Below are 22,676 nucleotides of genomic sequence, written 5' to 3' on the forward strand. Positions count from 1 at the left end.
CCAGAGATTCCTCTTATTTTTATTCTGATATTTTCCTATCACACCGTTTTTCTCTGTAAATATGGCAAAAATCCCCGGAATTTTTCCAGGGATTTTTATCTGTTTCTGTTTATTTTTCTTTTTCAATTTTCGCGCTTTTTACAATTATTCGTTCACCAGATTATACTCTTCGATGGATTTGTTGATGGAATCTGCCATGTTTTTCACAGCTGTATCCACATCTTCTTTTCCATTGAGCATGCTCTCGATCTCGGATTCCACAGTAGCTCTTGCCTCCGGGAATACGCTTAACAGAGCACCTACATAGTCTGCAGAAGAATCGTGGAGCTGGTCGATAGCTGTCTGGAACTGCGGATATTTTGCAACGTTATCCTTAAATACCTGCTCGTCCTGAGCTTTTACTGTTACAGGGAAGTATCCGGTCTGTGCGTTCCAGTAAGCCTGGGATTCCGGAGAAATGAGGAATTTTACGAATTCCCATGTTGCACGGAGTTTTTTCGGATCGTTGTTGTTCAGTGCCCAGAGAGATGCACCACCGATGGAAACACCACCCTCATCGCTGGATTTGATCTTCGGGAAGTATGCGGTACCAACCTCAAATTTTCCGTTTACATCCTGAAGGATCTGTTTCAGGGAAGCTGTGGAACCAAGTGTAATAGCTGCTTTTCCTGCGGAGAAATCTGCAAGTCCTGCATCGCCGCCTTTTCCTACGATTGGTGCGAAACCTTTGTCGTTAAGGTCTTTCCATGCTGTAAGGATGTTCTTTGCAGCGCCGTTCTCATCGAAAGCTACGGCTGTTGCAGCATCTTTACGTCCGTTTCCATTGTCCGCATACTCAAGGCCCTGTTTTCCAATAAACTGCTCGAAGAACCATCCGTAGATTCCAAGAGACATTACCTCACCTGCGCCGCCTTTGTCCAGAAGATCCTGTCCGATCTCACCGATTCCTTCCAGGCTGTCAGGAACTTCTGTGATGCCTGCTTTGTCAAACATATCCTTATTATAATACATGATCGGTGTGGATGAGTTAAATGGCATGGAGTACAGCTCATTGTCGATGGTGTAGTAAGCTGCCAGGTTTGGCTCGATCTCAGATACGTCGTAATTGTCTGCATCGATCATCTGCTGCATGGGAACAATCCAGCCGGAATCGATCATGAATCTTGTTCCGATCTCGTATACCTGTACAAGATCTGCACCCATGTTTCCGATCTGTGCACTTTTCAGTTTGTTCAGGGAGTCATCGTACTCGCCCTGATACTGAGCGTCTACAGTAATTCCATATTCATTCTCATCGTTGAATTTTTTTACCAGTGTATCAATTGCCTCGCCATTGACACCACCCATGGAATGCCAGAAAGTAATGGTTGTTCCGTCTACGTCGGAAGCGTCTGCCATCTCCACGTTTTCATCTGTGGAAGCATCTGCGGCGAATACAGTCACTCCGGAGAGTGAACCGATGGTCATTGCTGCGGTAAGAAAAGCTGCGATGATTTTTTTCTTCATAACTTTTTTCTCCTCTTGAAAAATTTTCTTTTTTTCTTTCTTCTTTCTATATAAGATGAACTGCAGGCCTTACGGCGCTGCAATATCTTTTCCCCTGCGGAAAAAATGCTCCGGGATTATTGTCCGCTCCGGGATCAGCCTTTGACTGCTCCTGAGAACATTCCACGGATCAGCTGTTTCTGTCCAATGATAAAGATGGAAATAGACGGAATAATGATCATGACTACACCTGCAATCATCAGAGTGATGGACTGGGAATCTACGCTGTCCAGCATACTGATACCGATCTGAACGGTTCGCATATTGTTGGAACCGGTTACCAGAAGCGGCCACATGTACATGTTCCATGCATTGATGAAAGTGTACACTGCCATGGCTCCGATGGCGGATTTTGTCAGCGGAAGCAGGATCTTTACGATAAATTTCAGGTTGCTGCAACCGTCAAGTTTTGCCGATTCATACAATGAGATCGGGAAAGTCATGTAAAACTGACGGAACAGGAAAATTCCCATTGCGGATGTAAGGTAAGGCACGATCAGTACCTGGTAAGTATCCAGCATTCCCCAGCTTGATACGGTCAGGTAGTTGGAAATGATCGTTGCCTCTCCTGGAACCATCATGGTTGCCATCACGACCATGAAGAGAATACCTTTTCCTTTGAATTCCAGGAAAGAAAACGCAAAAGCAGCAAGAGAACAGGTAATGATCTGTCCGATGGTAATGCATCCCGCCATAATAAAGGAATTCAAAATAAAACGGAGAAGCGGAACGGTGCGGAATGCATTGATAAAGTTGGAAAAGGTCGGATTTTTGGGAAAGAGATTTAACTCTGTAGTAAACAGTTCATTAGAAGGCATCAGCGCAATACTGATGGCGTAAAGCAGCGGAAGCAGAATCAGAACCGCAAACACCACATTGGCAGCCACACAAAGGGCGGTTCTTGCTCTTCTCTTTGTGAGTGCTTTTGCATTCATGGCTTCTTTCAGCTTCAGAAGTTCTTCTTTTGACAGATTTCCCACAGCGGGAACTGCCACATTTTCCATCTGACTCATCAGTAATTTACTCCCTTCTTTTCAATACGGAACATGATCAGTGTAATGATCATGATGATTATAAACAGGATCACAGACTGGGCTGCCGCACTTCCGAACCGGTAGTTGAAAAATGCGTCCCTGTAAATGGAATAGACGATTACGTTGGTAGACTCATTTGGTCCGCCTTCTGTCAGGATCTTGATCTGGCCGAAAGACTGAAAGGCCTGAATGATATTTACTACCAGTGTGTAAAACATGATCGGGGAAAGTCCCGGAAGTGTCAGGCTGAAAAACTGCTGCACACTGCTGGCTCCGTCTACGGAAGCTCTCTCATAAATGGTCTCATCAATGTTTCCAAGTCCTGCGGAAAAATACAGGAAGTTGATTCCGCTGTTCAGCCATGCTGTGAGAACTGCCACACAGATCAGTGCGGTGTTCGGATCGTTCAGCCAGTTGATGTCCAGACCAAGAAGCTTATTTACAATACCAACTGCCGGATGAAGCATGATCTGGAAGATCATTGCCGCGGAGCTGGATGCGATAGCCATTGGCAGCGCATAGGAAGTACTGAACACCCGGATTCCCGGAAATGCTTTGTTACAGAGCACTGAGGCAATCAGGCCAAGAAGCATGCCACCGACCACCACGATCAGAACGAAGATCAGGGTTACTTTCAGGCTGTTGATAAAGGATGCGGACTGAATCAGTTCTTTATAGTTGTCCAGGCCAACGTACAGTTTTGCCTGGCCCATTTTGTTTGTTTTGTACAAACTTAAATAGATTGTTTTTACAAACGGATAAAACAGGAAAACTCCAAAAATCAGCATACAGGGTACCAGATATAAGTACGGTGTGATCTTACTTTTGCTGTTATTTCCCATGATTATTTCTCCTCCCTGTAAAAAAGATTTTCTTCGGTTTCCGGATCAAACACATGGGCTTTATCCATGTCAAAATATAAGGAAACTTTTTCTCCAACCTGGGTCTGATTCTCCGGATTTAGGCGTACTGCCAGGGTTTTGCCCTGCTCATCAAAATAGAGGATTACTTCCGCTCCCAGCATTTCCCGGTTTACTACGGGCTCATCCACATTTACGCTGTCCTTTTCGATCCCAAGTTTTTTTGCCTCATCAAGTTCGTAAATATCTTCCGGACGGATTCCCAGGATCACGTGTCTGCCGTTGTATTTGTCTGCGATCTGTTTTCCCCTGGTACCATCCAAATAAACTTTTTTTACAGTTTTTGCGTCATCCAGAAGAAGGGCTGTGCGGTTGTTTTCTTCTGCTTTTACGGTACACTGGAAAAAGTTCATGGACGGGGAACCCAGGAAACCTGCCACAAAGAGATTCACTGGATTGCCGTAAATGCTCTGCGGTGCTCCTACCTGCTGGATCAGACCGTCTTTCATGACCACAATCTTAGTCCCAAGAGTCATGGCCTCTGTCTGGTCGTGTGTTACGTAAATAATGGTGGTATCCAGCTGTTTATGTAATTTCACAAGCTCCACTCGCATCTGTGCACGGAGTTTTGCATCCAGGTTGGAAAGCGGCTCATCCATCAGGAAGGCTTTCGGCTTCCGGATAATAGCACTTCCGATGGCAACTCGCTGTTTCTGTCCACCGGAAAGAGCTGCCGGTTTCCGGTCAAGAAGCTGCTCGATCTCCAGGATCTTTGCCACCTCGTGGACTTTTTTATCAATCTCGTCTTTTGGCATTTTGCGGATCTTCAGGGCATAGGCCATATTTCCGTAAACTGTCATGTTTGGATATAAAGCATAATTCTGGAATACCATGGACATTCCTCTCTCCTTTGGTTCCAGATAATTGGAAAGTTCTCCGTCGATCCACAGCTCACCGTCTGTGATTTCCTCCAGGCCTGCAATGATACGCAGGGTTGTGGATTTTCCGCATCCGGACGGACCTACGAAGATTACAAATTCTTTATCATGTATATCAAGGTTAAAATCCTTTACACCGTAATGTTCCGAATCAAATTGCTTACATACATTTCTAAGTGCAATTTCTGACATCACTTATCTCCTTTCTCTCCTCGCTCGCATGGTTCTTAGTATAGAAGTTTTCCGGATATTCAGATATCGTAGTTACGCTAAGTGATTGTGAAGTATGTGTTAAATTATTTCGGAAATTATATGCAATTCCGTTAAATTCTTTCTCCTGGGTAAAATTTCTGCCTTATCTTTCCATTCCTGAACCAGGCTAATAAATCAGATTTTGCATTCACTACTCATCTCTGCCCAAAATAAATGGCAACTTTGGGGCTTTCATTGCCGCTTAATTTGTGCAATTTTTCATGTTGTTTTAATTTTTTCTGTAAAATCTCAAATTCCGGCTATGTTTTTGTCTAATTTTACTCTTGAAGTTTCGTGTATAAGTCAAACAATACAAAATATTTCTCTCAAATTTTCTAACTTTTTGTTAGCCACTTAGCCTGAGAAGTGCTATAATAATCCCAGTCAGAAAAGAAATGCAGAATTCGTGTTACTGCGAACAGCGCGAACAGCAACATTACCGGAATCCATGCATCAGGAGGAGGAATTTGACATGATCACATTGAAAGCAGAGAAAAGAAACCCGAATGTAAAGGCTAAAAAATTAAGACGTGAGGGTTACGTCACAGGAATTCTTAGTGGAAAAGAAATGAAAGAGCCAGTAGCACTTCAGTTCAATGGTGCCGAGGCCGCAAAATTCATTAAAGCAAATAAAGAAGGAACTCAGATTTATCTGGACATCGAAGGCGAAAAAGTCGATGCCCTGGTAAAGAACATTGATTATAATCCAATTGAGAAACAGTTGATGGCTCTGGACTTCCAGGCTCTGGTTGCCGGTGAAAAAGTATCCACAACCGTAGCTATCAAACTGGAGCACACCGATATGGTTCAGGGTATTGTTGAACAGGAAATAGAAGAAGTTCATTACAAAGCAGATCCTGCCAACCTGCTGGATACTATCGTCATCGACTTCGACGGCTATCCTGCAGATGTCCGTGACATCCATGTAAAAGACCTCCCGATTCCGGAAGGCAAACAGGTACACTTCATCACACCTGAGGATGCCGTTGTTGTTCATATCGGTGAGTACGCAGCCGCTCCAGAGGAAGACGAAGAGGCTGAAGATGCTGAGGCTGAAACGAAATAAAAATCCACTACATGAAAATGCCCCGGAGCGTGATTGCTCCGGGGCATTTTTGTATATTTACATATAAAGTACTATCGTGTTAAATCCTTCACCCATTTATACTTCCGGAAATGATGCAGCACCCATGGAAGTTTTCCTACTTCATCAATACAGGTACATGCATAGATCACCACTACAGGCCAGTGGAAATATAATTCTGATCCATTCCCCCAAGCATAAACGCGTCCGCCACCGCCACCAGCGCCAGCATCAGATTCTGCAGAACAATGGGAATCATCAAATTCCATAGTTTGTGATAAAATATACTTTTTTCTTTGTTTACTTTCCTTCTCCATTCGTTTTTTCCATATTTTATCATACTTTAAGCAACAGAAAAACCCCGGAAACCTTACGGTTCCGGGGTATCTTACGTTTGGACACATGTACCTTGCGGTACTCAATATATATTAATCAGTGATTACTCGATGATTGTAGCAACACGTCCTGATCCTACAGTACGTCCACCCTCGCGGTATCGGTCTTGCATATTAAGACGTTTTTTTCGTATATTTCTGTCTTTTTATTATCATTTTCAGCCGGAAATCCGGAGCGTTTTTCTGATTTTGAATTATTTTGTTATCATACTGTTATCACAACTTCTTTGGTGAACACTCAATAAAAACAAATTTAGGATTGCATATACACTCACAGGTTGTTATGATCGTTCTATGGGTGCTACCTACACGGTAGGCGGTTAGTCCTTCTACGGAGGGACTGTGGTCTACACTCCGTTACGGTCGGTGCTAAACGAGTGCCACCGGCACTCAGCACCCCTCCGATTACATAGAAATCCCCAGCTCGGCTGACGGAAATCTTGCTAAAGGAGGGGATGCCAATGTTGACGCTTGAAGGTCTGATTGCTGTTATTAGCCTATACTTGACAGCTTTCAGTCTCGGATACACAATAGGAAGCAATAAGACACAAAAATAGCCGCCCCAGTCTGCTAAACTAAGCGGCAATTTTTGCTATATTCACACTCAATACACTGAATAAAATCCGTTACTGTTGAATCTCTTATTTACTGATAAAACTTGATTTTTCTTCTTTGAACCTTTAATATTCATTGTAGATACCTCTTGTATTCGTTAGATTTTACCAACTTGCCGGTCAGTAATAATCTAATTTTACTTGAGGTATTTTTTTGTCAATCTCTTGACCTATTTAAATTATACAGGAAGCTTTTTGGCGTTTTTTTAGGCATTCTGTGCTTTTCTTTTTGCAATTTCTTCTTTCATCGCAGGAAGTGTTTTTTCCAGATCAAACTTGCTTACAAGAATAAACATAATAACAAATATCACTAACGGTGTTACAATAGTGAATCCGTAAATTGCCATTTTTGTAGCTGCCGGCGCTGCAGTCAGTGCAGCATCATAGCCGACTGCCGCAAGGAACCAGCCGATAATAGATGTTCCGAGCCCGCTTCCCACTTTACCGCCAAAGCTGGATGCACTGTTGGAGGTTGCTACCATTCTTACACCATATTTATATTCATTATAATCAATTGACATTGCCGTCATAACTCCAACCAGACACATCATCGGAATGGTTGCAAATGTTGTAATACTTCCGAATAATGCGTAGCAGAAAAAGATGTCTTTTGTGAAGAGAAGCAGTATATTTGCTCCTGCACCCATTGCAAAGCTCACCAGCAGCGTTTTCACAACACCAAGTTTCTTAATCATCGGTCCTACAAATATGAATCCTAACAGGGTCGGAATCATTCCGATTCCTCCGAGAACGCCGACCAGGTTGTCATTGCCGAAAATCCATTTACAGTAATATACTCCCGCACCCGCTGTAAGACCATATATAATGCATGAGAGCAGATTCACCACAAGAACAATCACCCAGTATTTGTTGTGGAACAGCTTTCCAAGCGCTTCCTTAAACGGAATCACTTCTTCATCCTCTTCTTTCGCTTCTACTACCGCTCCTGCCTCTGTTGCTGTCTCACGGCTTGTTGCATAACAAATCAAGGCTGCCAGTATTACAATAATTCCCATGATAAAGCCAAATTTAATCCATGCGTTTTGGTTTCCGCCCAGTGCATTCGTAATCGGAATCATACAGATTGCAAATATCATACCTGCCACATAACCGGTCGCCGCTCTCCATGTTCCCATGATGCCTCGTTCTTCCTGGCTGTTCGTACGAACGGTCATAAGCGAGTTATAAGGGATTGCCATTGCCGTATATAATACTGCTGTCAGAAGAATGTTCGTTATTGTCACGTAAATAATCTGTCCCATATCTCCTATTTTCGGCACCGTAAACATCAGAACCATTACAATACCTGCCGGAATTCCCGCTTTCAAAAGCCACGGACGATATTTTTCTTTTCCCGGTTTTGTATGGTCAATGATATTTCCCATAATCAGGTCTGTAAATGCGTCAATAATCTTACAGACAATAAACATTGTTGCAATCGCCCCAGCAGCCATGCCAACCTTATCCGTATAGAAGTATGTAAGCTGTCCTACCAGTGTGGACATCGCATTCAATGCGAACTGTCCCGTAGCATCTCCGAAGTAATCCTTCACGCGCATTACTTTCTGAACGCCAAATTTGTCCTTTCCTAATGGTTTTTTACTCATTGTGTCCCTCCTTCATTTCGTATCACATTTCCTTGATATCTTGTAAGCTTAAAATATCACATTCCTATTTGTCTGTATTTTAATTTTAGCTTAATTTTTATAATTTTGAATTTGTAGCGTTCAGCGCATCAATGACTGCCAGATACATTGGCTTTGCCTGCGCATCTTGCACAAGCAGATCGGATATGGTCATGGACAATGCAAACTGAATCAGCGGGTCTTCCAGCATTCCCGGCATCATTTCTTCAAACATATTGCGGCCAAGTTCTTCGGCGACCAACTCTCCGAGTGTTGACTCCAACGAATATTTCTCGAATTTCAGATTTGTATCCGTTTTGTACTCGTAATGATATCTGCCGGAACCAACCGTAAATTCCGCTTCTTTCTCCGGAAGCTGGATAACAGCCGTTGTATTCACCGGAATCTGCACATCCACACAGATTTTTCCTTCTCTACAGCTCCATGCACTTACGATTGTTCCATATATGGATTCATAAGCTGCGGACACCTCTGTCATTCCCTTTGTCAGCGTCGGCTGAATCCGTATTTTCTTATATCCCGGTTCCATACAGCGTATTCCTGCAACTTTTTCGTACAACCAGCTTCCAATCGAACCGTACGCATAATGGTTCAGGGAGTTCATACCTGATTCGTCAAAATCCCCATTTGGCAGAATGGAATTCCAACGCTCCCAGATTGTCGTTGCGCCTTTCTTTACTGCATAGAGCCAGCCCGGAAAATCCTCTTTCATAAAGATTTCATCCGCCAACCCGTGAAGACCGTTTTCTGACAAACAATGACACAGATACGGTGTACCCACAAAACCTGTCGTCAGATGATTATGGTGTGCCCCGATATTTAACTCCAATGTCTCCAAAATCCGATTACGAAATTCCGGTTTTATCAAGTCAAAGTACAGCATCAGCACACAGGCTGTCTGTGTCTCACTGACCATTCGTCCGCTTCTTGTCACGTATTCCACATGAATGGCTTCTACTATTTTTTCATATAAGTCACCGTATGCTTTTGCTTCCTCTGCATACCCCAATGCATCCGCAGCATCCCGCACAATCCTGGTCGAATATGCGTAATAAGCATTTGCCACCAGATATTTGTCCGTTCCGCCTGTCCGGTCGGTGCTTCCGGATTCTATGTCCAGCGCCAGCCAGTCTCCATACTGGAATCCACTCTGCCACAATCCGTTTTTCGAGACTCTCGCATGTATATAATCCACCCAGTTCTTCATCATCGGGAATTGCTCCGCAAGCATCTCTTTATCCCCGTAAACCTTATAAATCGTCCACGGAATGATTGTCGCAGCATCGCTCCATGCCGCTGCTCCCGCCTGATTTCCGAGAATATTCGGAACAACATGAGGTACGCCCCACTCCGGAGTGGTCTCTGCTGCCATATCCCGCAGCCATTTTCGGAAAAATAATGCCGTGTGGAAATTATAGGAGGCTGTGCCACAGAATACCTGTGCATCTCCGGTCCAGCCCAACCGTTCATCTCTCTGTGGGCAGTCTGTCGGAACATCGAGGAAGTTGCCTCTCTGTCCCCACTGTATATTACTCTGCAGTTGGTTAACCAACGTGTTGTCGGATGTGAATGTTCCTGTCGGCTGCATGTCTGTGTGCATTGCACATGCCGTAAAATCCGATGCCTCTGTTTCCGTTCCTGCGCCTTCCACACAAATATAACGGAATCCGTGGAAAGTGAAGTGCGGCATCACAAGCATTCCCACCTGCTTTTCTCCGTATACGAATGTATCTGTACATCTTGCCGTCCGCAGATTCTCTGTATAGAAGTTTCCATCTTTATCCAGTGTTTCTGCATATCGAATAACTAATCTGTCTCCAATAAGTTTTGGAAGTCGTATTTCTACCAGTCCTGCCATATTCTGTCCGAAATCAAACACCAATTCTCCTTTTGGAGTCACGATCCTTTCCTTTACATCAAACCGTTTCGTTACCCGGACCGGCTCGGATTCCTGCGCCACAATCTGCCCGATATCATCCGTATGTTCAAACAGAACTGCCTTTCCTACCTGCCTTCTTTCTTTTGTATAATCCTGTATCTCACCGTGATAAATCTCGGAAAACAGAATTTCTCCTGTTTCCACATGCCAGTCCGTATCAGTGCCGATGCAGATAATTTCCCCGTCTTCGTACTCGATACGCACCATTGCCAGCAAAGCCGTTCTGTCGCCGTAAAGATTTGGTCTTGCATCAAACCCGAGTTCTCCCTTATACCACCCGTTTCCTACAGTAACCGTAATCTCATTATCTTTTTCCAGGAGTTCCGTAATATCATAAGTCTGATACTGCAGTCGGTGATGATAAGATGTCCAGCCCGGAGCCAGGAACAAGTCTCCTGTTTTCCTTCCGTTAATAAATGCCTCATATACACCACAGGCAGTCGCATACAGCCTTGCTCTCTTCACTGGTCTGTCCAGAGAAAAGCTGCGGACAAATACCGGACATGCAGTCTCTTCAGCCGGAAGTGTATGGGTAATCCATTTTGCATTCCAGTTTTCTTCTCTCATCAAACCGGTTTCAAAGTTTCCTGTCACCTGTCCCAGCTCTCCGTAATTATCCCATACACTGACCTGCACCTGATAAACAGTCATCTCTTTCAATGCAGCACCCTTATATGGCACCAGAACGGATTGGTCGCTTTTCACCCGGCCGCTGTCCCACATAAGCCGGCCTCCGCTGACAACCTGAATCTGGTAGTTTGTCTGCACAACATCCTGCTTTTCACTCTCCAACTTCCATGAGAAACGTGGTTTCTCATCGATTCCTATCGGATTTTTTCTGTATTCTATTGTCAAATCACGAATCATATGCATTTCCTCTCTCTTTTTGTTTTTCTGATTCTTTCTATTCTATGAAAATTTGTAACTGTGAGGGTACTGAACAGTTACGAAAATTTTGCCATTGTACGAATCAGAGCGGTAACATTCTCCTGAAGTCTTGCCATGTCTATGGTACCGTTCTCCAATCCTTTCTTTATCTGACCGGTATATGTATCATCATTAGAGCCCGGCGTAATCCAGCAGTTTCCCGCCTGTACCATTGCTGCCACATCTACACTGTCATAGGTTGTCCAATCCGTCATTACAAAACCGGCAAACCCATTTTCTTCTCTGAGAAGCCCCTGTAGAAGTTCTTCATCCGCTGCTGTCGGGCAGCCGTTTACCGCATTATACGCCGTCATAAAGCTGGCTGGCATATGAACATCCATCGCATATTCAAAAGTTCGGAAATAAATTTCCCGGATTGCACGTTCGGAAATCAGACTCTGATTTCGCTTTCTGGAAGATTCACAGTTGTTCCCGATAAAATGTTTATAGCAGCTTCCGATCCCGGCTCCTTCCAATCCTTTTGCATAAAATCCGGCCATGACACCGGACAAATACGGATCTTCCGAAAAATATTCCGGCTGTCGTCCATTTAGCGGATTTCTGTGAATATTAAATGCTGGTGCAAGAACCAGCGGCATGCCCAATGCCTTCGCTTCTTCCCCGATTACACACCCGATTGCTTCCGATAATTCTTTATTGAACGAAGCACAGATTGTAACGCCTGACGGCATTCCAATATTTTTGATGTTCAGATTGACTCCGCTGTTTCCATCGCTCACCGGAAAGTCCGGCAAATCATATCCTTCTGTCTGAAATACACGACCTGCCTCACCGATACCTTCCATTCCCCACCCTGCCGAGGCACAGATGCTGATGCGGGCAAGTTCCTCCGGTGACATCTGTGCCACAAACTCAGCCGCACGTGACGGATTTTTTCTTACAGCATCAAATGTTACCTTCTCTTCCGGTTTCTCCATATCAAACTTTGCAGGATAATGTTTCCTCTTCTCATAAGGCAAAAATGTCAACTTATTTTTGACCACTCCGGAATGCGCTCCTGTCGGCCATGTATCATCCGGATTTGTTTTGGATAATCTTGTAAATTTGTAATCGCAGCAAAGCAGATTGGTTACCTGTTTGATTATTCTTGTTTCTTCTTCGTCGAATCCGCCGCATTCCGCTGCTTCAATACTGTTTCCCACATAAATACGGTAATATCCTTTTGATAAAATATACGCCGCTTTTTCTTCCGAATATGAAGTCAATACTTTCACCGGAACATGAACAGGAATCTTCTGTTCCTCTCCCGGAAGCAGTTCCTTTGTTTTTTCAAAGAATACCAGTTCTTTTTCCGGCTGCTCCAGTTCTGATTCCGGTTTGCCTACATAAACCTGAACAACTTCTTTTCCGGCTTTTTCCCCGACATTCTTCACATATACATCCAGTTCCAGTACTTCCCCGTCAAATCGAATATTCTCCTGCCTGATACAAAACTCTGTATAACTTAATCCGTAGCCAAACGGATACGCCACTTTTTTCCTGAATGTTGTAAAATAACGATATCCCACATAAATGTCTTCCTCGTAACAAGTATCCACATATATATTTTCATCTGCTGTCAGACGTGTTTTATCTACACAGTCATAGAAATTTTTCGACGACGGAATATCAAAATAATCCTTTGCCCATGTATCCGGCAGCTTCCCTGACGGATTTACAGCCCCGCTCAGGATATCCGAAAGTGCCGGTCCTGCAAGCATTCCACCAAATCCCGAATATATAAGTCCTGCAACTGCATACTTTTCTGCAAATGTCACATCAATCGGATATCCGACATTTAAAACCACAATTGTCTTTGCAAATGTATCCGTTACTTTTGCAATAAGTGCTTCTTCAGCCTCGCTCAGATAGTATTCCCCTTTCGCCGTGGAAGCATCCTGGTTTTCTCCTGCTGCACGTGTCAGGAACACGATTGCCGTATCGGACAATTTCTTTGCACGCATCAACATCTCGTCCTCCGGTATCTCATCCCTGTCACAGCCGTAAAATTCAACCAGTTCTTCATTCAGTGAATAAGCTTCTCCTTCCCTGACAGCCTCCACAAAATTAACACTGTAGCGAGGATTGATTTTGCCTGCCCCCACTGCTCCGATACGAAATTCGTGAATACCTCTGCCAAACAGATTCAATACCGTTCCCTTCTTCAGTGGAAGAACTTCCGCCTCATTTTTCAAAAGAACGATTCCCTCCCTGGCGGCTTCCAGTGCAATCTGTTCATGTGCTGCATCTTCCGGCTTCGGTTTCACTTTTTCCACACCTCTGACCGTAAAATCCTGCGGATTCATCTCATTCCCATCCATGTCCACAAAACCTTCCACGTGAAGTTGATATTCCCGACCGTACTCTGTCACAAGTCCCCGAAGCGGAATTCCAAGCACCCACATATTTCCCATAACTTCCATATATTGGTTGATACAGCCGGATACCACCCTGCTATCTAAGGTGACGGTTCCCTGAATATCCGGATTCATCGGCTTTGCCCACATCATAAGCAGACAGCCGGATAGTCGACGATCCAGCATAAAATACAATCCGTCAATATCATGAAAATCGTACTCCAGCGGTCCCATTTCAAAAAGCAATGGTTTATCTTCTTTTCCTGTCGGAAGCTGTTCCCAAAAATCTTCCATTCCCATGTTGAGTTCTCCTTTTAAATACTTTCATTGAGTTATCGTAACTGTTCAGTACCCTCACAGTTACGAGTTATCTATAAAATAAAATATCAAACCATATAATTTTTGTATTACAATATTGATTACAATATTTCAATTTTGTCCTTGTTTTTATAAATAGAACACCTTATAATTAGTATTACATCCATTTCAAAGAGAGTTTAAAAGTACGGTTTTACCTGGAGGAGTCTTCCATGATTACTGATTTAAAGGCATTTTGTGAATTATTTTATGCATCAACCTCCATACCGATTGGCTATTACCACGCTTCACCCGACAATGACTGTTCCTTTCCTTCGATTTTGGAAGATCCGTCTGTTTTTAAAGGCATCCTGTCCGGTTTCCGACATTTCACAAAAAACCCGGACTATTTTATCTCGCAGTCCTTCGGCTATTATGGTTATATAAAGCCGGAGCATGCTGATTGCGTAATCATCATTGGCCCTGTATTCAGCACACCTATTTCAGATCTTACACTTCGCACTTTCATGCAGGAATGGGCAATCAGTCAGGAACACAAACCGGATATACTCCAATTTCTGGTCAATATTCCTCAGATTTCCTTTAACCAGTTTCTCCAGACACTTGCCTGGCTTCACCTGTGTTTCAACGATGAATATATTTCTGTTGGACAGCATTTTAATCTGGAAAACACAAGCAGCATCAGCGAGTTTTCCAATGTACATTCCAATCAGGTGATGAATGCAAAGGAAGAACAGCATTTTCATAATACCTACCAGTTTGAACAGAAACTTCTGCAGTATATTCAAAATGGAGACGTCGAAAAAATGAAAACATTGTTAAACACCCCCTCCGAATTATCGGGTGGTCTTATGGCTGACAACTCCCTCCGGCAGGAAAAGAATGTTTTCATTACAACTGTTGCAATTGTTACAAGAAGTGCCATTGCCGGAGGAATGGATATGGAACAGGCTTACCAGCTTGCCGATGTATATATCCGTGAATGTGAAAAGCTGCAGAATATTTCCCACATTGAAACCTTGTCTTATTCTATGCTGATTGATTTTACGGAACGGGTTTCGCAAAATAAAATTCCTCAGGGAATGTCTCTGGAAATATTTGAGTGTATTCAGTTTATTACTCACCACATCAACGAATCCATTCAGGTTGGCGATGTAGCTGAGCATATCGGAAGAAGCCGCTCTTATTTGACAAACAAGTTCAAAAAAGAGCTCGGCTTCGATGTCTGCAGCTTCATTATGCGGTGTAAGCTGGAAGAGGCAAAAAGTCTCCTGACATATTCGGATAAGACATTAAGCGAAATCAGTAACTATCTTTGTTTTTCCAGTCAGTCTTACTTTCAGACTGTATTTAAGAAAAAATATGGTCTGACTCCGACACAGTATCGGAATCAGACCCACAAAATCTACTAATATATCAGGCGGGGCATCTTTCTATTTGATGTTCAGAACGAGTTTTTCTTCTGCAAAATTTACCGCTGAAATGGTTACGACTGCCTTCCCCGAACATTTTGCAGCCCGGATTACTGCCATTACACTGCCGTCATAGGTATTCCATGTATGAGACTGGTAACTTCCTTCGCAGCTCGGGTCTGCACTTCCGAATCCCTGCAATGCAGCACATCCCTCTACTTTAATTGTAACTGCTGCACTTTCCCGACGATTGAAATTTCCTGCTGCGTCTTCCAGTCTGATTTTTACGAAAGTAAGACTTTCTCCGTCAGCAGGAAGTTCATTCCGGTCGGCTTCAACCTTAAGCTTCACCGCTTTCCCTGCTGTCTGTAAGACAGCCCGGCCTGCCTCCACTCCGTTCAGATAACTGACTGCCTCTAGCTTTCCCGGATGATAAGGTACCTCATACGTCACAACATATACTCCGCCAATCGACTTTCGTCCCAGACTTTCCCCATTCAAGAACAGTTCTGCCTCATCTGCATTGGCATAAACATCCACACTTGCTGTTTCCCCTTCATATCCCGGCCATGTCCAGCTTGCAAGGTTATCCTTCCACATCCACGGTGTTTTTCCGACTTCAATTCCTGCCTTATCCATCCGAAGTACACCGATAGATGGTGCATGGCCAATTCCAAATACTGCCTGCCGTAGATAACTGATTGGTTTACGATCACCAAGAATATCAATGTCACCGATACCTGCCAGTCTGTCCGGCCAATGCGCTGAAAAATTCACTCCTCCATTATAATGGAATATACCGCATCCGGCCTCTCCCAGATAATCATATCCGGTCCATGTAAAGTCTCCTAACACATGTGGATTGCGCTTTACGATATCCCACAAATGAACAATGTCCGCCGGAAAAGTCTCTGTGCCAAGCACAACCCGATTCGGATGACGTATGTGATCTTCTTCATGTAATGCCGTCAGATAATTATATCCGGCAATGTCATTTGCCGCAGCAAATTCTCCTATCATTTCTTCCAGAATCGGACTGGTGGCAATCGCATCTGCCAGCGGTCCCACCATAACCTCAGCCATCCCATTGATTTCATCTGCGCCTCCACGCTTCTGCTCATCCGGCTGCTGCATCGCTTCAAGCTGCTCCGGAGTCATCCCTGTAGCCTGGCACATAATTTCGCCCATTCGGTCATTTCCTGCCATCAGACCATTGATTCCGTTCGTCGTATAGCGTGTGGCATCCAGCCGTTTCATTTCTGCATGAATCCTCCGATTCCATTCTGCCCCTTTTTGAGTGCCCGCCTCCGGAATCTCATTTCCGGTCGAGTACAAAATCACGCATGGATGATTATAGTCTTTTTCCACCATGTCCCACACATCCTGCTTCCAATGTGTCGGAAAATAATTTGCATAGTCATGGGGATTCTTTGTCCGAGTCCACATATCACTCAGTTCATCCATCACCAACACGCCCAGCTTATCACAGGCATCCAGCATTGCCTTACTCATCGGATGATGTGCACTTCGAAGAGCGTTAAATCCGGCTTCCTTCATCTGGCGGCAACGCCGATACTCCGCATCTGGAAATGTTGCCGCTCCGATAATCCCATTATCATGGTGAATACAAGTCCCCCTCAGTTTCGTTGGTTTACCGTTCACCAACAGACCATGTTTTGCATTCAGCCGAAGTGTACGGATTCCTGTTGAAATATTTACACTGTCTATCGGATTTTCATCCTCAGAAATTGTAATCCGGCAGGAGTATAGATTTGGTGTTTCATCACTCCACAATGCAGGATGCTCTACAAGCAAACACTGACAGCACATCTGCGTGCTTTCTCCAAAAACAGTTACCGGTATGTGCTCTGCGGCTGCTTCTGCCCCATTCGGTCCGGTCAATGTAATTTCCACCTGTACCGTTTCGGAAACCATTCCCCGATTACAGATTGGAACCTCTACTTCCACGACTGCCGCCTCACAGTCAGCTTCTCTTGTTGTAACACGCACCCCCTGGGCAGGAATATGCACAGTCTTTCCCACCCATGCATACACAGAACGGTATAACCCCGCACCACTATACCAGCGGCTGGACTGCTCTATACTGCATACTTCTACTTTCAGTTCATTTTCCTGGCCATACTTCAGATAACCGCTGACGTCTGCAAAAATACCTGTATATGGATTCACATGCTCTGTTACAAGATCCCCGTTCATATAAATACGGCAGGTATCTGCAACACCTTCAAATTCCAAAACAACTGTACATCCCCTCCACGCTTCCGGAATCTCCCACTTTTTCATGTATGTATATTCACCGCCCGGATAAAATCCTGTCTGATGTGCATTCGCAGTTGCCGGAGTTCTTTCCTGATAAATCATGGCATCATGGGGCAAATCAATATTTTCTATATTTCCTGCGTCTCCCATCATTAACTCCATCATTGTTATGGTTCCTTTGGCAAACTGCCAATTCTTGTTTAAAGATATTTTTTTCATTCGGACCTCCCTAATGCAGCTTGTTCATTTTTTTACTATTCTAACAGTTGAAGAGTATTCCGTATTATAAATATAAATTTATTATTATAATTTTGTAACACAATTTTTCAAATTATTCTTGACAAATCTCTTTTTGTGCGTATGATTACAATTAAAAGTTCTTTTTAGAACTGTTTTATTTAAAACTGTTCTGTGATACATTTTGGTTGAACTCAATCGAATCATTCTGTATCTGAACACAAAAGGAGTTTTGGATAATGAATTCAACCCATTTTCTTGTACAATTCCGGCAACTGAACAAACTGTACGAATGTATGCTGAAAGAAATATGCAGACGGCATAAGCTGACATTGATTGAGACAACGATCATCAGTTTTCTCTATAATAATCCGGGTCGTGACACAGCTGCTGACATCGTAGAACTACGGATGCTTTCCAAGGGAAATGTCTCTCAGGCTGTAGAACTGCTGATTCAAAAATCTTTACTGAAACGGATTCCGGATGAAAATGACCGGCGAAGGATTCATCTTGAGCTGCTTCCGGATGCAATTCCAATCACGAATGAGATTGATACGATAAAGGAGACATTCCGTACAGAGCTTTTCCATGGTTTTTCCAAAGAAGAGGAAGAGCAGCTGGAATTTTTGAACCGGAAACTGATGGAAAATGCAAAAAATGCATTCAAAATGCAGCAACAGAACTCAGACAAATAATTTGTAAAGGAAGAATGAGAAATGAACGAGAACAAGAATTTTTTAGGAACCGAACCTATCGGTAAATTGTTATTGCGTCTGGCACTGCCTACCGTTGCAGCACAGATGATCAACATGCTTTACAATATCGTAGACCGTATCTACATTGGTCACATTCCAAATGTAGGTGCTCTTGCACTGACCGGCGTAGGTGTTTGTATGCCACTGATCATGATCGTAGCGGCATTCGCTGCCCTTGTCGGAAACGGTGGGGCCCCGCGCGCATCTATTTTCATGGGACAGAGAGATACAGAGTCTGCTGAGAAAACCCTCGGCAACTGTTTTCTCACACAGCTCATCATATCTGCGATCCTTACTATCGTGCTTCTGATTGGAAACCGGACTTTCCTGCTTTCTTTTGGAGCAAGTGAGAACACGATTGAATATGCTGTTTCCTATATGAACATTTACGCTATCGGAACGCTTTTTGTACAACTCACACTTGGAATGAACGCGTTTATCACAGCTCAGGGATTTGCCAAAACCGGTATGCTCTCCGTATTGATCGGTGCTGTTACCAATATTATCCTGGATCCGATCTTCATCTTTGGATTTGGACTCGGAGTCCGCGGTGCTGCCCTTGCCACTGTTATTTCTCAGGCCTGCTCCTGCATCTGGGTTCTGACGTTCCTGTTTGGAAAAAAGACAACATTGAAACTGAAAGTTTGCAATATGAAACTTCAGTCTAAGATTATCCTGCCTTCACTCGCTCTCGGTTCTTCCATCTTTGTGATGCAGGCAAGTGAAAGTATCATCTCCGTTTGTTTCAACTCTTCTCTTTTGAAATACGGTGGAGATATCGCAGTTGGTGCAATGACAATCCTGACAAGTGTTATGCAGTTTGCCATGCTTCCGCTGCAGGGAGTCGGACAAGGTTCACAGCCGATCATCAGCTACAACTACGGAGCCAAAAATGTGGATCGTGTCAAATCTGCCTTTAAACTTCTTTTGAAGGTCAGTCTGACATACTCCGTTTTCCTGTGGCTCTGCGTCATGATCTTCCCGCAGGTATTTGCAGGAATGTTCACCTCCGATGCCACATTGCTTGCATTTACTGCAAAAGCGCTGCGCATCTATCTGGCATGTCTGTTTATGTTCGGTATCCAGATTGCCTGCCAGATGACATTTACATCTATCGGAAGAGCTAAAGCATCGATCATCGTTGCAGTTATGAGAAAATTCATCCTTCTCATTCCGTTGATCTACATCATGCCGGCAATCTTACATAGCAACCAGACAATGGCTGTGTATATGGCTGAGCCGATTGCAGACTTCTTGGCGGTCACATTCACTGCAGTACTGTTCTTCTTCGAATTCCGAAAAGCACTGCGGGAGTTGTTTGTTAAATAATTTTTGAGTTAGGAAATTTAATAATGCCTGACACCTGGTGGTCCTAGAAAAATACCGGGACAGAGGAAACTTGAATCCCCTGTTCCGGTATTTTTTTGTAGATCTGTATGTTTATTCTGCTGCGTTTAGCGCTGCAACAAGCTGGTTCAGTGCTTCCTTTGTCACTCCCGGTACAAAACTCAGCATCTGTCTGAGCGGCATGGCTTCCATCATTGCCGCCATCATTTCGTCGTTGATCACTCCGGAATCATCCTGCATCTGTTCCTCTGTACTCTCGCCGTCCATTCCTTCCATTTCACCCATTGCCTGTTCCAATATGGCTTTTCCTTTCGGGTCTGCCATGATTTCTCCCATTGTGGAATTGAGGGTATACACTTTCGGCAGGACGGTTTCTGATTCTACCTGTACTTCCTCTGACAGAAGCACTTCCTGTGCATTCCGGCAAATCTGGATTTCATAGGCTCCGGTCTCCACATGCCAGTCATGGATTTCCGTATTCCAGTATGCATAGGCTCTGCTGTCAAGTTCAAAGGTGACGGTTTTTGTCTCACCCGGTGCAAGTTCTGTTTTTTCAAATGCTTTTAACTCCCGTACCGGGCGGATGATTGTTCCGCCCTTCGGCGCTACGTAAAGCTGTACGACTTCCTTTCCTGTACATGCGCCTGTATTTGTTACGTCTACGGATACCAGCAGTTTTTCACTTTCCTTAAACTCCTTTTTGTCCACCGTAAGATTGCCGTAAGAAAAGGTCGTATAAGACAATCCGTATCCGAACGGGAACAGGACTTCCATTTCTTTGGATGTGTAATAGCGGTATCCCACAAATACGCCCTCTGAATAAACCGATTTGTCATGTTCTCCGCCGTAATTCAAATAGCACGGCGTATCCTGTATCCGAAGTGGGAATGTTTCCGCCAATCGTCCGCTTGGATTTGCATTTCCGTAAAGCACATTGACCACTGCGCCGCCCACAGCCTGTCCGCCCAGGTAGGCTTCCAGCACGGCTTTTACTTTTCCGAGCCACGGCATTTCTATCGGAGCGCCGTTGTGAAGCACAACTATGGTGTTCGGCTGTGCTTCCGCCACCGCTTCAATCAGTGCGTTCTGGCAGTTCGGCATCCCAAGATGCTTCCGGTCATACCCTTCGGATTCAAAGCTGTCCGGCAGTCCGGCAAAGATTACCGCCACATCCGCATTAGCAGCAGCCTCTACGGCTTTTGCAGCCAATGCTTCATCCACTTTATCCTCAACATCATCAAAGCCTTTGGCAAATGTGATGTTTTCCTTTTTTACAGTTGCGAGAAATTCTACGGCGTCCATTGCAGATTCTGTTTTAAAGCTGTTGATGTGGGAACTTCCGCCGCCCTGATAGCGTGGTTCCTCGGCGTATTTGCCGATAAAAGCCACCTTTTTGTCTGCGGACAACGGGAGAAGCGCATCCTCATTTTTCAGAAGCACAATACACTCCTCTTCGATTTCCCGGGCTGTCTCATGGTCTTTTTCATGCTGAAATACCGCGTTTTTGTCTCTGTTTTCCTCATATTTGAAAATAACATTCAAATATTCTTCACAGGACTTGTCCAGTACAGATTCATCCAGTGTTCCGTCCTGTACTGCGGCAACAATTTCCACATCCGTAGCGCCTTCACAGGACGGCATTTCCAGATTGCAGCCTGCTTTCAGAGCTTCCACACGGTCATTCATCGCACCCCAGTCTGTCATTACATAGCCGTCAAATCCCCATTCCTTGCGGAGCACATCTGTGAGCATTTCTTTATTTTCACAAAGGTATGTGCCGTTCAGCTTGTTGTATGCGTTCATAATGGTCCACGGCTTTTCCTTCTTTACCATTCCTTCAAAAGAAGCAAGGTAAATTTCACGCATGGTGCGTTCATCCATTTCTGAAGAGCTTGTTAAGCGGTGATATTCCTGGTTATTTGCCATAAAATGCTTCGGACTTGTTCCGATATGTTTGCTCTGGACGCCGTGGACAAGCGCACCTGCCATTTCCGTTGACACAAGTGGGTCCTCTGAATAGTATTCAAAATTACGTCCGCACAGCGGGGAACGCTTAATGTTCATAGCCGGGCCTAAGATTGTGCTTACATTTTCTGCCTGACACTCTTCCCCCAGTGTTTCTCCAAGTTTTGTCACCAGCTCACGGTTAAAGCTGGATGCGGTTGCACATCCCGCTGGAAAGCAAACAGCCTGAATGCTGTCGTTGATTCCCAAATGGTCTGCTTTATCGTCCTGCTTGCGGAGTCCGTGAGGTCCGTCTGAGACCATTTCCGAAGGGATTCCGAGACGTTCCACTCCTTTTGTGTGCCAGAAATCAAGCCCGGAACACAAAGATGCTTTCTCCTCCAGAGTCATTCTGGAGACCAATTCTTTTATTTTTGCTGTTTCCATGTTTCATCCTCCTGCCAATCTTTCTCTTTTGGATAAAGATAGCATATATTTTTCTTTTCGTATTATAGTTTTGAGTTATTTATTGTAAAAATAGGTTTGCATTTCCTTTACTGAATGGTCACGGAATGCAGTACCACATCTCCTTTACAGGTTACTTTGATTTCATAGGTTCCCGGCTCTGCTTCCGTGTATATTCCAGGATTTCGGGTCGCATTTGGCATTATCAATAATTATCCCCTGATAAGTAAATGGCCCTAACGGACTTTTCGACGTTGCATAGGCAAGGCAGGTCAGTTTTTTATCCCGGTACACACACGGATATACATAATAATAAATGCCGTTTCG

The 22,676-nt window shown here is 44.1% G+C and carries 14 protein-coding genes; 4 read left to right on the forward strand and 10 right to left on the reverse strand.

Annotated features, from left to right (window positions below; all coding sequences use genetic code 11):
• Positions 1-144: 144 nt before the first annotated feature.
• From G5B06_RS02585 to G5B06_RS02600, 4 genes are all read right to left on the reverse strand, one after another.
• Entirely contained in the window at positions 145-1,506 is a 1,362-nt protein-coding gene (locus tag G5B06_RS02585; RefSeq protein WP_148445455.1) for an ABC transporter substrate-binding protein, read from the reverse strand.
• Between the two features lie 134 nt (positions 1,507-1,640).
• Positions 1,641-2,558 (reverse strand): carbohydrate ABC transporter permease, encoded by a 918-nt coding sequence (locus tag G5B06_RS02590; protein ID WP_173762055.1) that lies wholly within the window; start codon positions 2,556-2,558, stop codon positions 1,641-1,643.
• Positions 2,558-3,421 (reverse strand): carbohydrate ABC transporter permease, encoded by an 864-nt coding sequence (locus tag G5B06_RS02595; RefSeq protein WP_173762054.1) that lies wholly within the window; start codon positions 3,419-3,421, stop codon positions 2,558-2,560. The genes G5B06_RS02590 and G5B06_RS02595 overlap by 1 nt, the downstream gene beginning before the upstream one ends.
• A 2-nt stretch (positions 3,422-3,423) precedes the next feature.
• Entirely contained in the window at positions 3,424-4,569 is a 1,146-nt protein-coding gene (locus G5B06_RS02600) for an ABC transporter ATP-binding protein (protein ID WP_173762053.1), read from the reverse strand.
• 532 nt (positions 4,570-5,101) lie between these two features.
• On the opposite strand from G5B06_RS02600, the gene G5B06_RS02605 reads away from it, so the two are divergent.
• A complete protein-coding gene (locus G5B06_RS02605) occupies positions 5,102-5,695 on the forward strand; it encodes a 50S ribosomal protein L25 (RefSeq protein ID WP_173762052.1) in 594 nt (197 codons plus the stop codon).
• A gap of 71 nt (positions 5,696-5,766) precedes the next feature.
• Here the strand turns inward: G5B06_RS02605 and G5B06_RS02610 are convergent, their stop codons facing one another.
• From G5B06_RS02610 to G5B06_RS02625, 4 genes are all read right to left on the reverse strand, one after another.
• On the reverse strand, positions 5,767-6,030 hold the full coding sequence (locus G5B06_RS02610) for a hypothetical protein (RefSeq protein WP_173762038.1): 264 nt from the start codon (positions 6,028-6,030) through the stop codon (positions 5,767-5,769).
• A gap of 898 nt (positions 6,031-6,928) precedes the next feature.
• Positions 6,929-8,329, reverse strand: a complete 1,401-nt coding sequence (locus G5B06_RS02615; RefSeq protein WP_117943791.1) for an MFS transporter — start codon at positions 8,327-8,329, stop codon at positions 6,929-6,931.
• 97 nt (positions 8,330-8,426) lie between these two features.
• A complete protein-coding gene (locus G5B06_RS02620; RefSeq protein ID WP_117943809.1) occupies positions 8,427-11,174 on the reverse strand; it encodes an alpha-L-rhamnosidase in 2,748 nt (915 codons plus the stop codon).
• A 77-nt stretch (positions 11,175-11,251) separates the two neighbouring features.
• A complete protein-coding gene (locus G5B06_RS02625; RefSeq protein ID WP_117943790.1) occupies positions 11,252-13,891 on the reverse strand; it encodes a glycoside hydrolase family 3 protein in 2,640 nt (879 codons plus the stop codon).
• A gap of 230 nt (positions 13,892-14,121) precedes the next feature.
• Here G5B06_RS02625 and G5B06_RS02630 point away from each other — a divergent pair, with 230 nt between their 5' ends.
• Complete coding sequence (locus G5B06_RS02630) at positions 14,122-15,321, forward strand: helix-turn-helix domain-containing protein (RefSeq protein WP_117943789.1); 1,200 nt, start codon at positions 14,122-14,124, stop codon at positions 15,319-15,321.
• A gap of 21 nt (positions 15,322-15,342) precedes the next feature.
• On the opposite strand, the gene G5B06_RS02635 is transcribed toward G5B06_RS02630, so the two are convergent.
• Positions 15,343-17,820, reverse strand: a complete 2,478-nt coding sequence (locus tag G5B06_RS02635) for a glycoside hydrolase family 2 protein (protein WP_117998137.1) — start codon at positions 17,818-17,820, stop codon at positions 15,343-15,345.
• Positions 17,821-18,077: 257 nt separating this feature from the next.
• Between G5B06_RS02635 and G5B06_RS02640 the strand changes: the two genes are divergently transcribed.
• Positions 18,078-18,533, forward strand: coding sequence for a MarR family winged helix-turn-helix transcriptional regulator (locus G5B06_RS02640; protein ID WP_180201242.1), 456 nt, complete (start codon positions 18,078-18,080; stop codon positions 18,531-18,533).
• A 21-nt stretch (positions 18,534-18,554) separates the two neighbouring features.
• The gene (locus G5B06_RS02645) at positions 18,555-19,922 is read left to right on the forward strand and encodes an MATE family efflux transporter (RefSeq protein WP_117943786.1); all 1,368 of its coding nucleotides are present in this window, start codon (positions 18,555-18,557) and stop codon (positions 19,920-19,922) included.
• 111 nt (positions 19,923-20,033) lie between these two features.
• On the opposite strand, the gene G5B06_RS02650 is transcribed toward G5B06_RS02645, so the two are convergent.
• Positions 20,034-22,331 carry a glycoside hydrolase family 3 C-terminal domain-containing protein gene (locus G5B06_RS02650; RefSeq protein ID WP_117943785.1) on the reverse strand — a complete coding sequence of 766 codons (2,298 nt, stop codon included), beginning with the start codon at positions 22,329-22,331 and terminating at the stop codon, positions 20,034-20,036.
• Positions 22,332-22,676 lie beyond the last annotated feature (345 nt).

It is taken from the genome of Blautia luti (genome assembly GCF_013304735.1).
Lineage (GTDB): Bacteria > Bacillota > Clostridia > Lachnospirales > Lachnospiraceae > Blautia_A.

Bases quoted from the DNA above. Each gene is read 5' to 3' on its own strand.
- G5B06_RS02585 (WP_148445455.1), bottom strand. From the start codon at position 1,506: ATGAAGAAAAAAATCATCGCAGCTTTTCTTACCGCAGCAATGACCATC.
- G5B06_RS02590 (WP_173762055.1), bottom strand. From the start codon at position 2,558: ATGAGTCAGATGGAAAATGTGGCAGTTCCCGCTGTGGGAAATCTGTCA.
- G5B06_RS02595 (WP_173762054.1), bottom strand. From the start codon at position 3,421: ATGGGAAATAACAGCAAAAGTAAGATCACACCGTACTTATATCTGGTA.
- G5B06_RS02600 (WP_173762053.1), bottom strand. From the start codon at position 4,569: ATGTCAGAAATTGCACTTAGAAATGTATGTAAGCAATTTGATTCGGAA.
- G5B06_RS02605 (WP_173762052.1), top strand. From the start codon at position 5,102: ATGATCACATTGAAAGCAGAGAAAAGAAACCCGAATGTAAAGGCTAAA.
- G5B06_RS02610 (WP_173762038.1), bottom strand. From the start codon at position 6,030: ATGGAGAAGGAAAGTAAACAAAGAAAAAAGTATATTTTATCACAAACT.
- G5B06_RS02615 (WP_117943791.1), bottom strand. From the start codon at position 8,329: ATGAGTAAAAAACCATTAGGAAAGGACAAATTTGGCGTTCAGAAAGTA.
- G5B06_RS02620 (WP_117943809.1), bottom strand. From the start codon at position 11,174: ATGATTCGTGATTTGACAATAGAATACAGAAAAAATCCGATAGGAATC.
- G5B06_RS02625 (WP_117943790.1), bottom strand. From the start codon at position 13,891: ATGGGAATGGAAGATTTTTGGGAACAGCTTCCGACAGGAAAAGAAGAT.
- G5B06_RS02630 (WP_117943789.1), top strand. From the start codon at position 14,122: ATGATTACTGATTTAAAGGCATTTTGTGAATTATTTTATGCATCAACC.
- G5B06_RS02635 (WP_117998137.1), bottom strand. From the start codon at position 17,820: ATGAAAAAAATATCTTTAAACAAGAATTGGCAGTTTGCCAAAGGAACC.
- G5B06_RS02640 (WP_180201242.1), top strand. From the start codon at position 18,078: ATGAATTCAACCCATTTTCTTGTACAATTCCGGCAACTGAACAAACTG.
- G5B06_RS02645 (WP_117943786.1), top strand. From the start codon at position 18,555: ATGAACGAGAACAAGAATTTTTTAGGAACCGAACCTATCGGTAAATTG.
- G5B06_RS02650 (WP_117943785.1), bottom strand. From the start codon at position 22,331: ATGGAAACAGCAAAAATAAAAGAATTGGTCTCCAGAATGACTCTGGAG.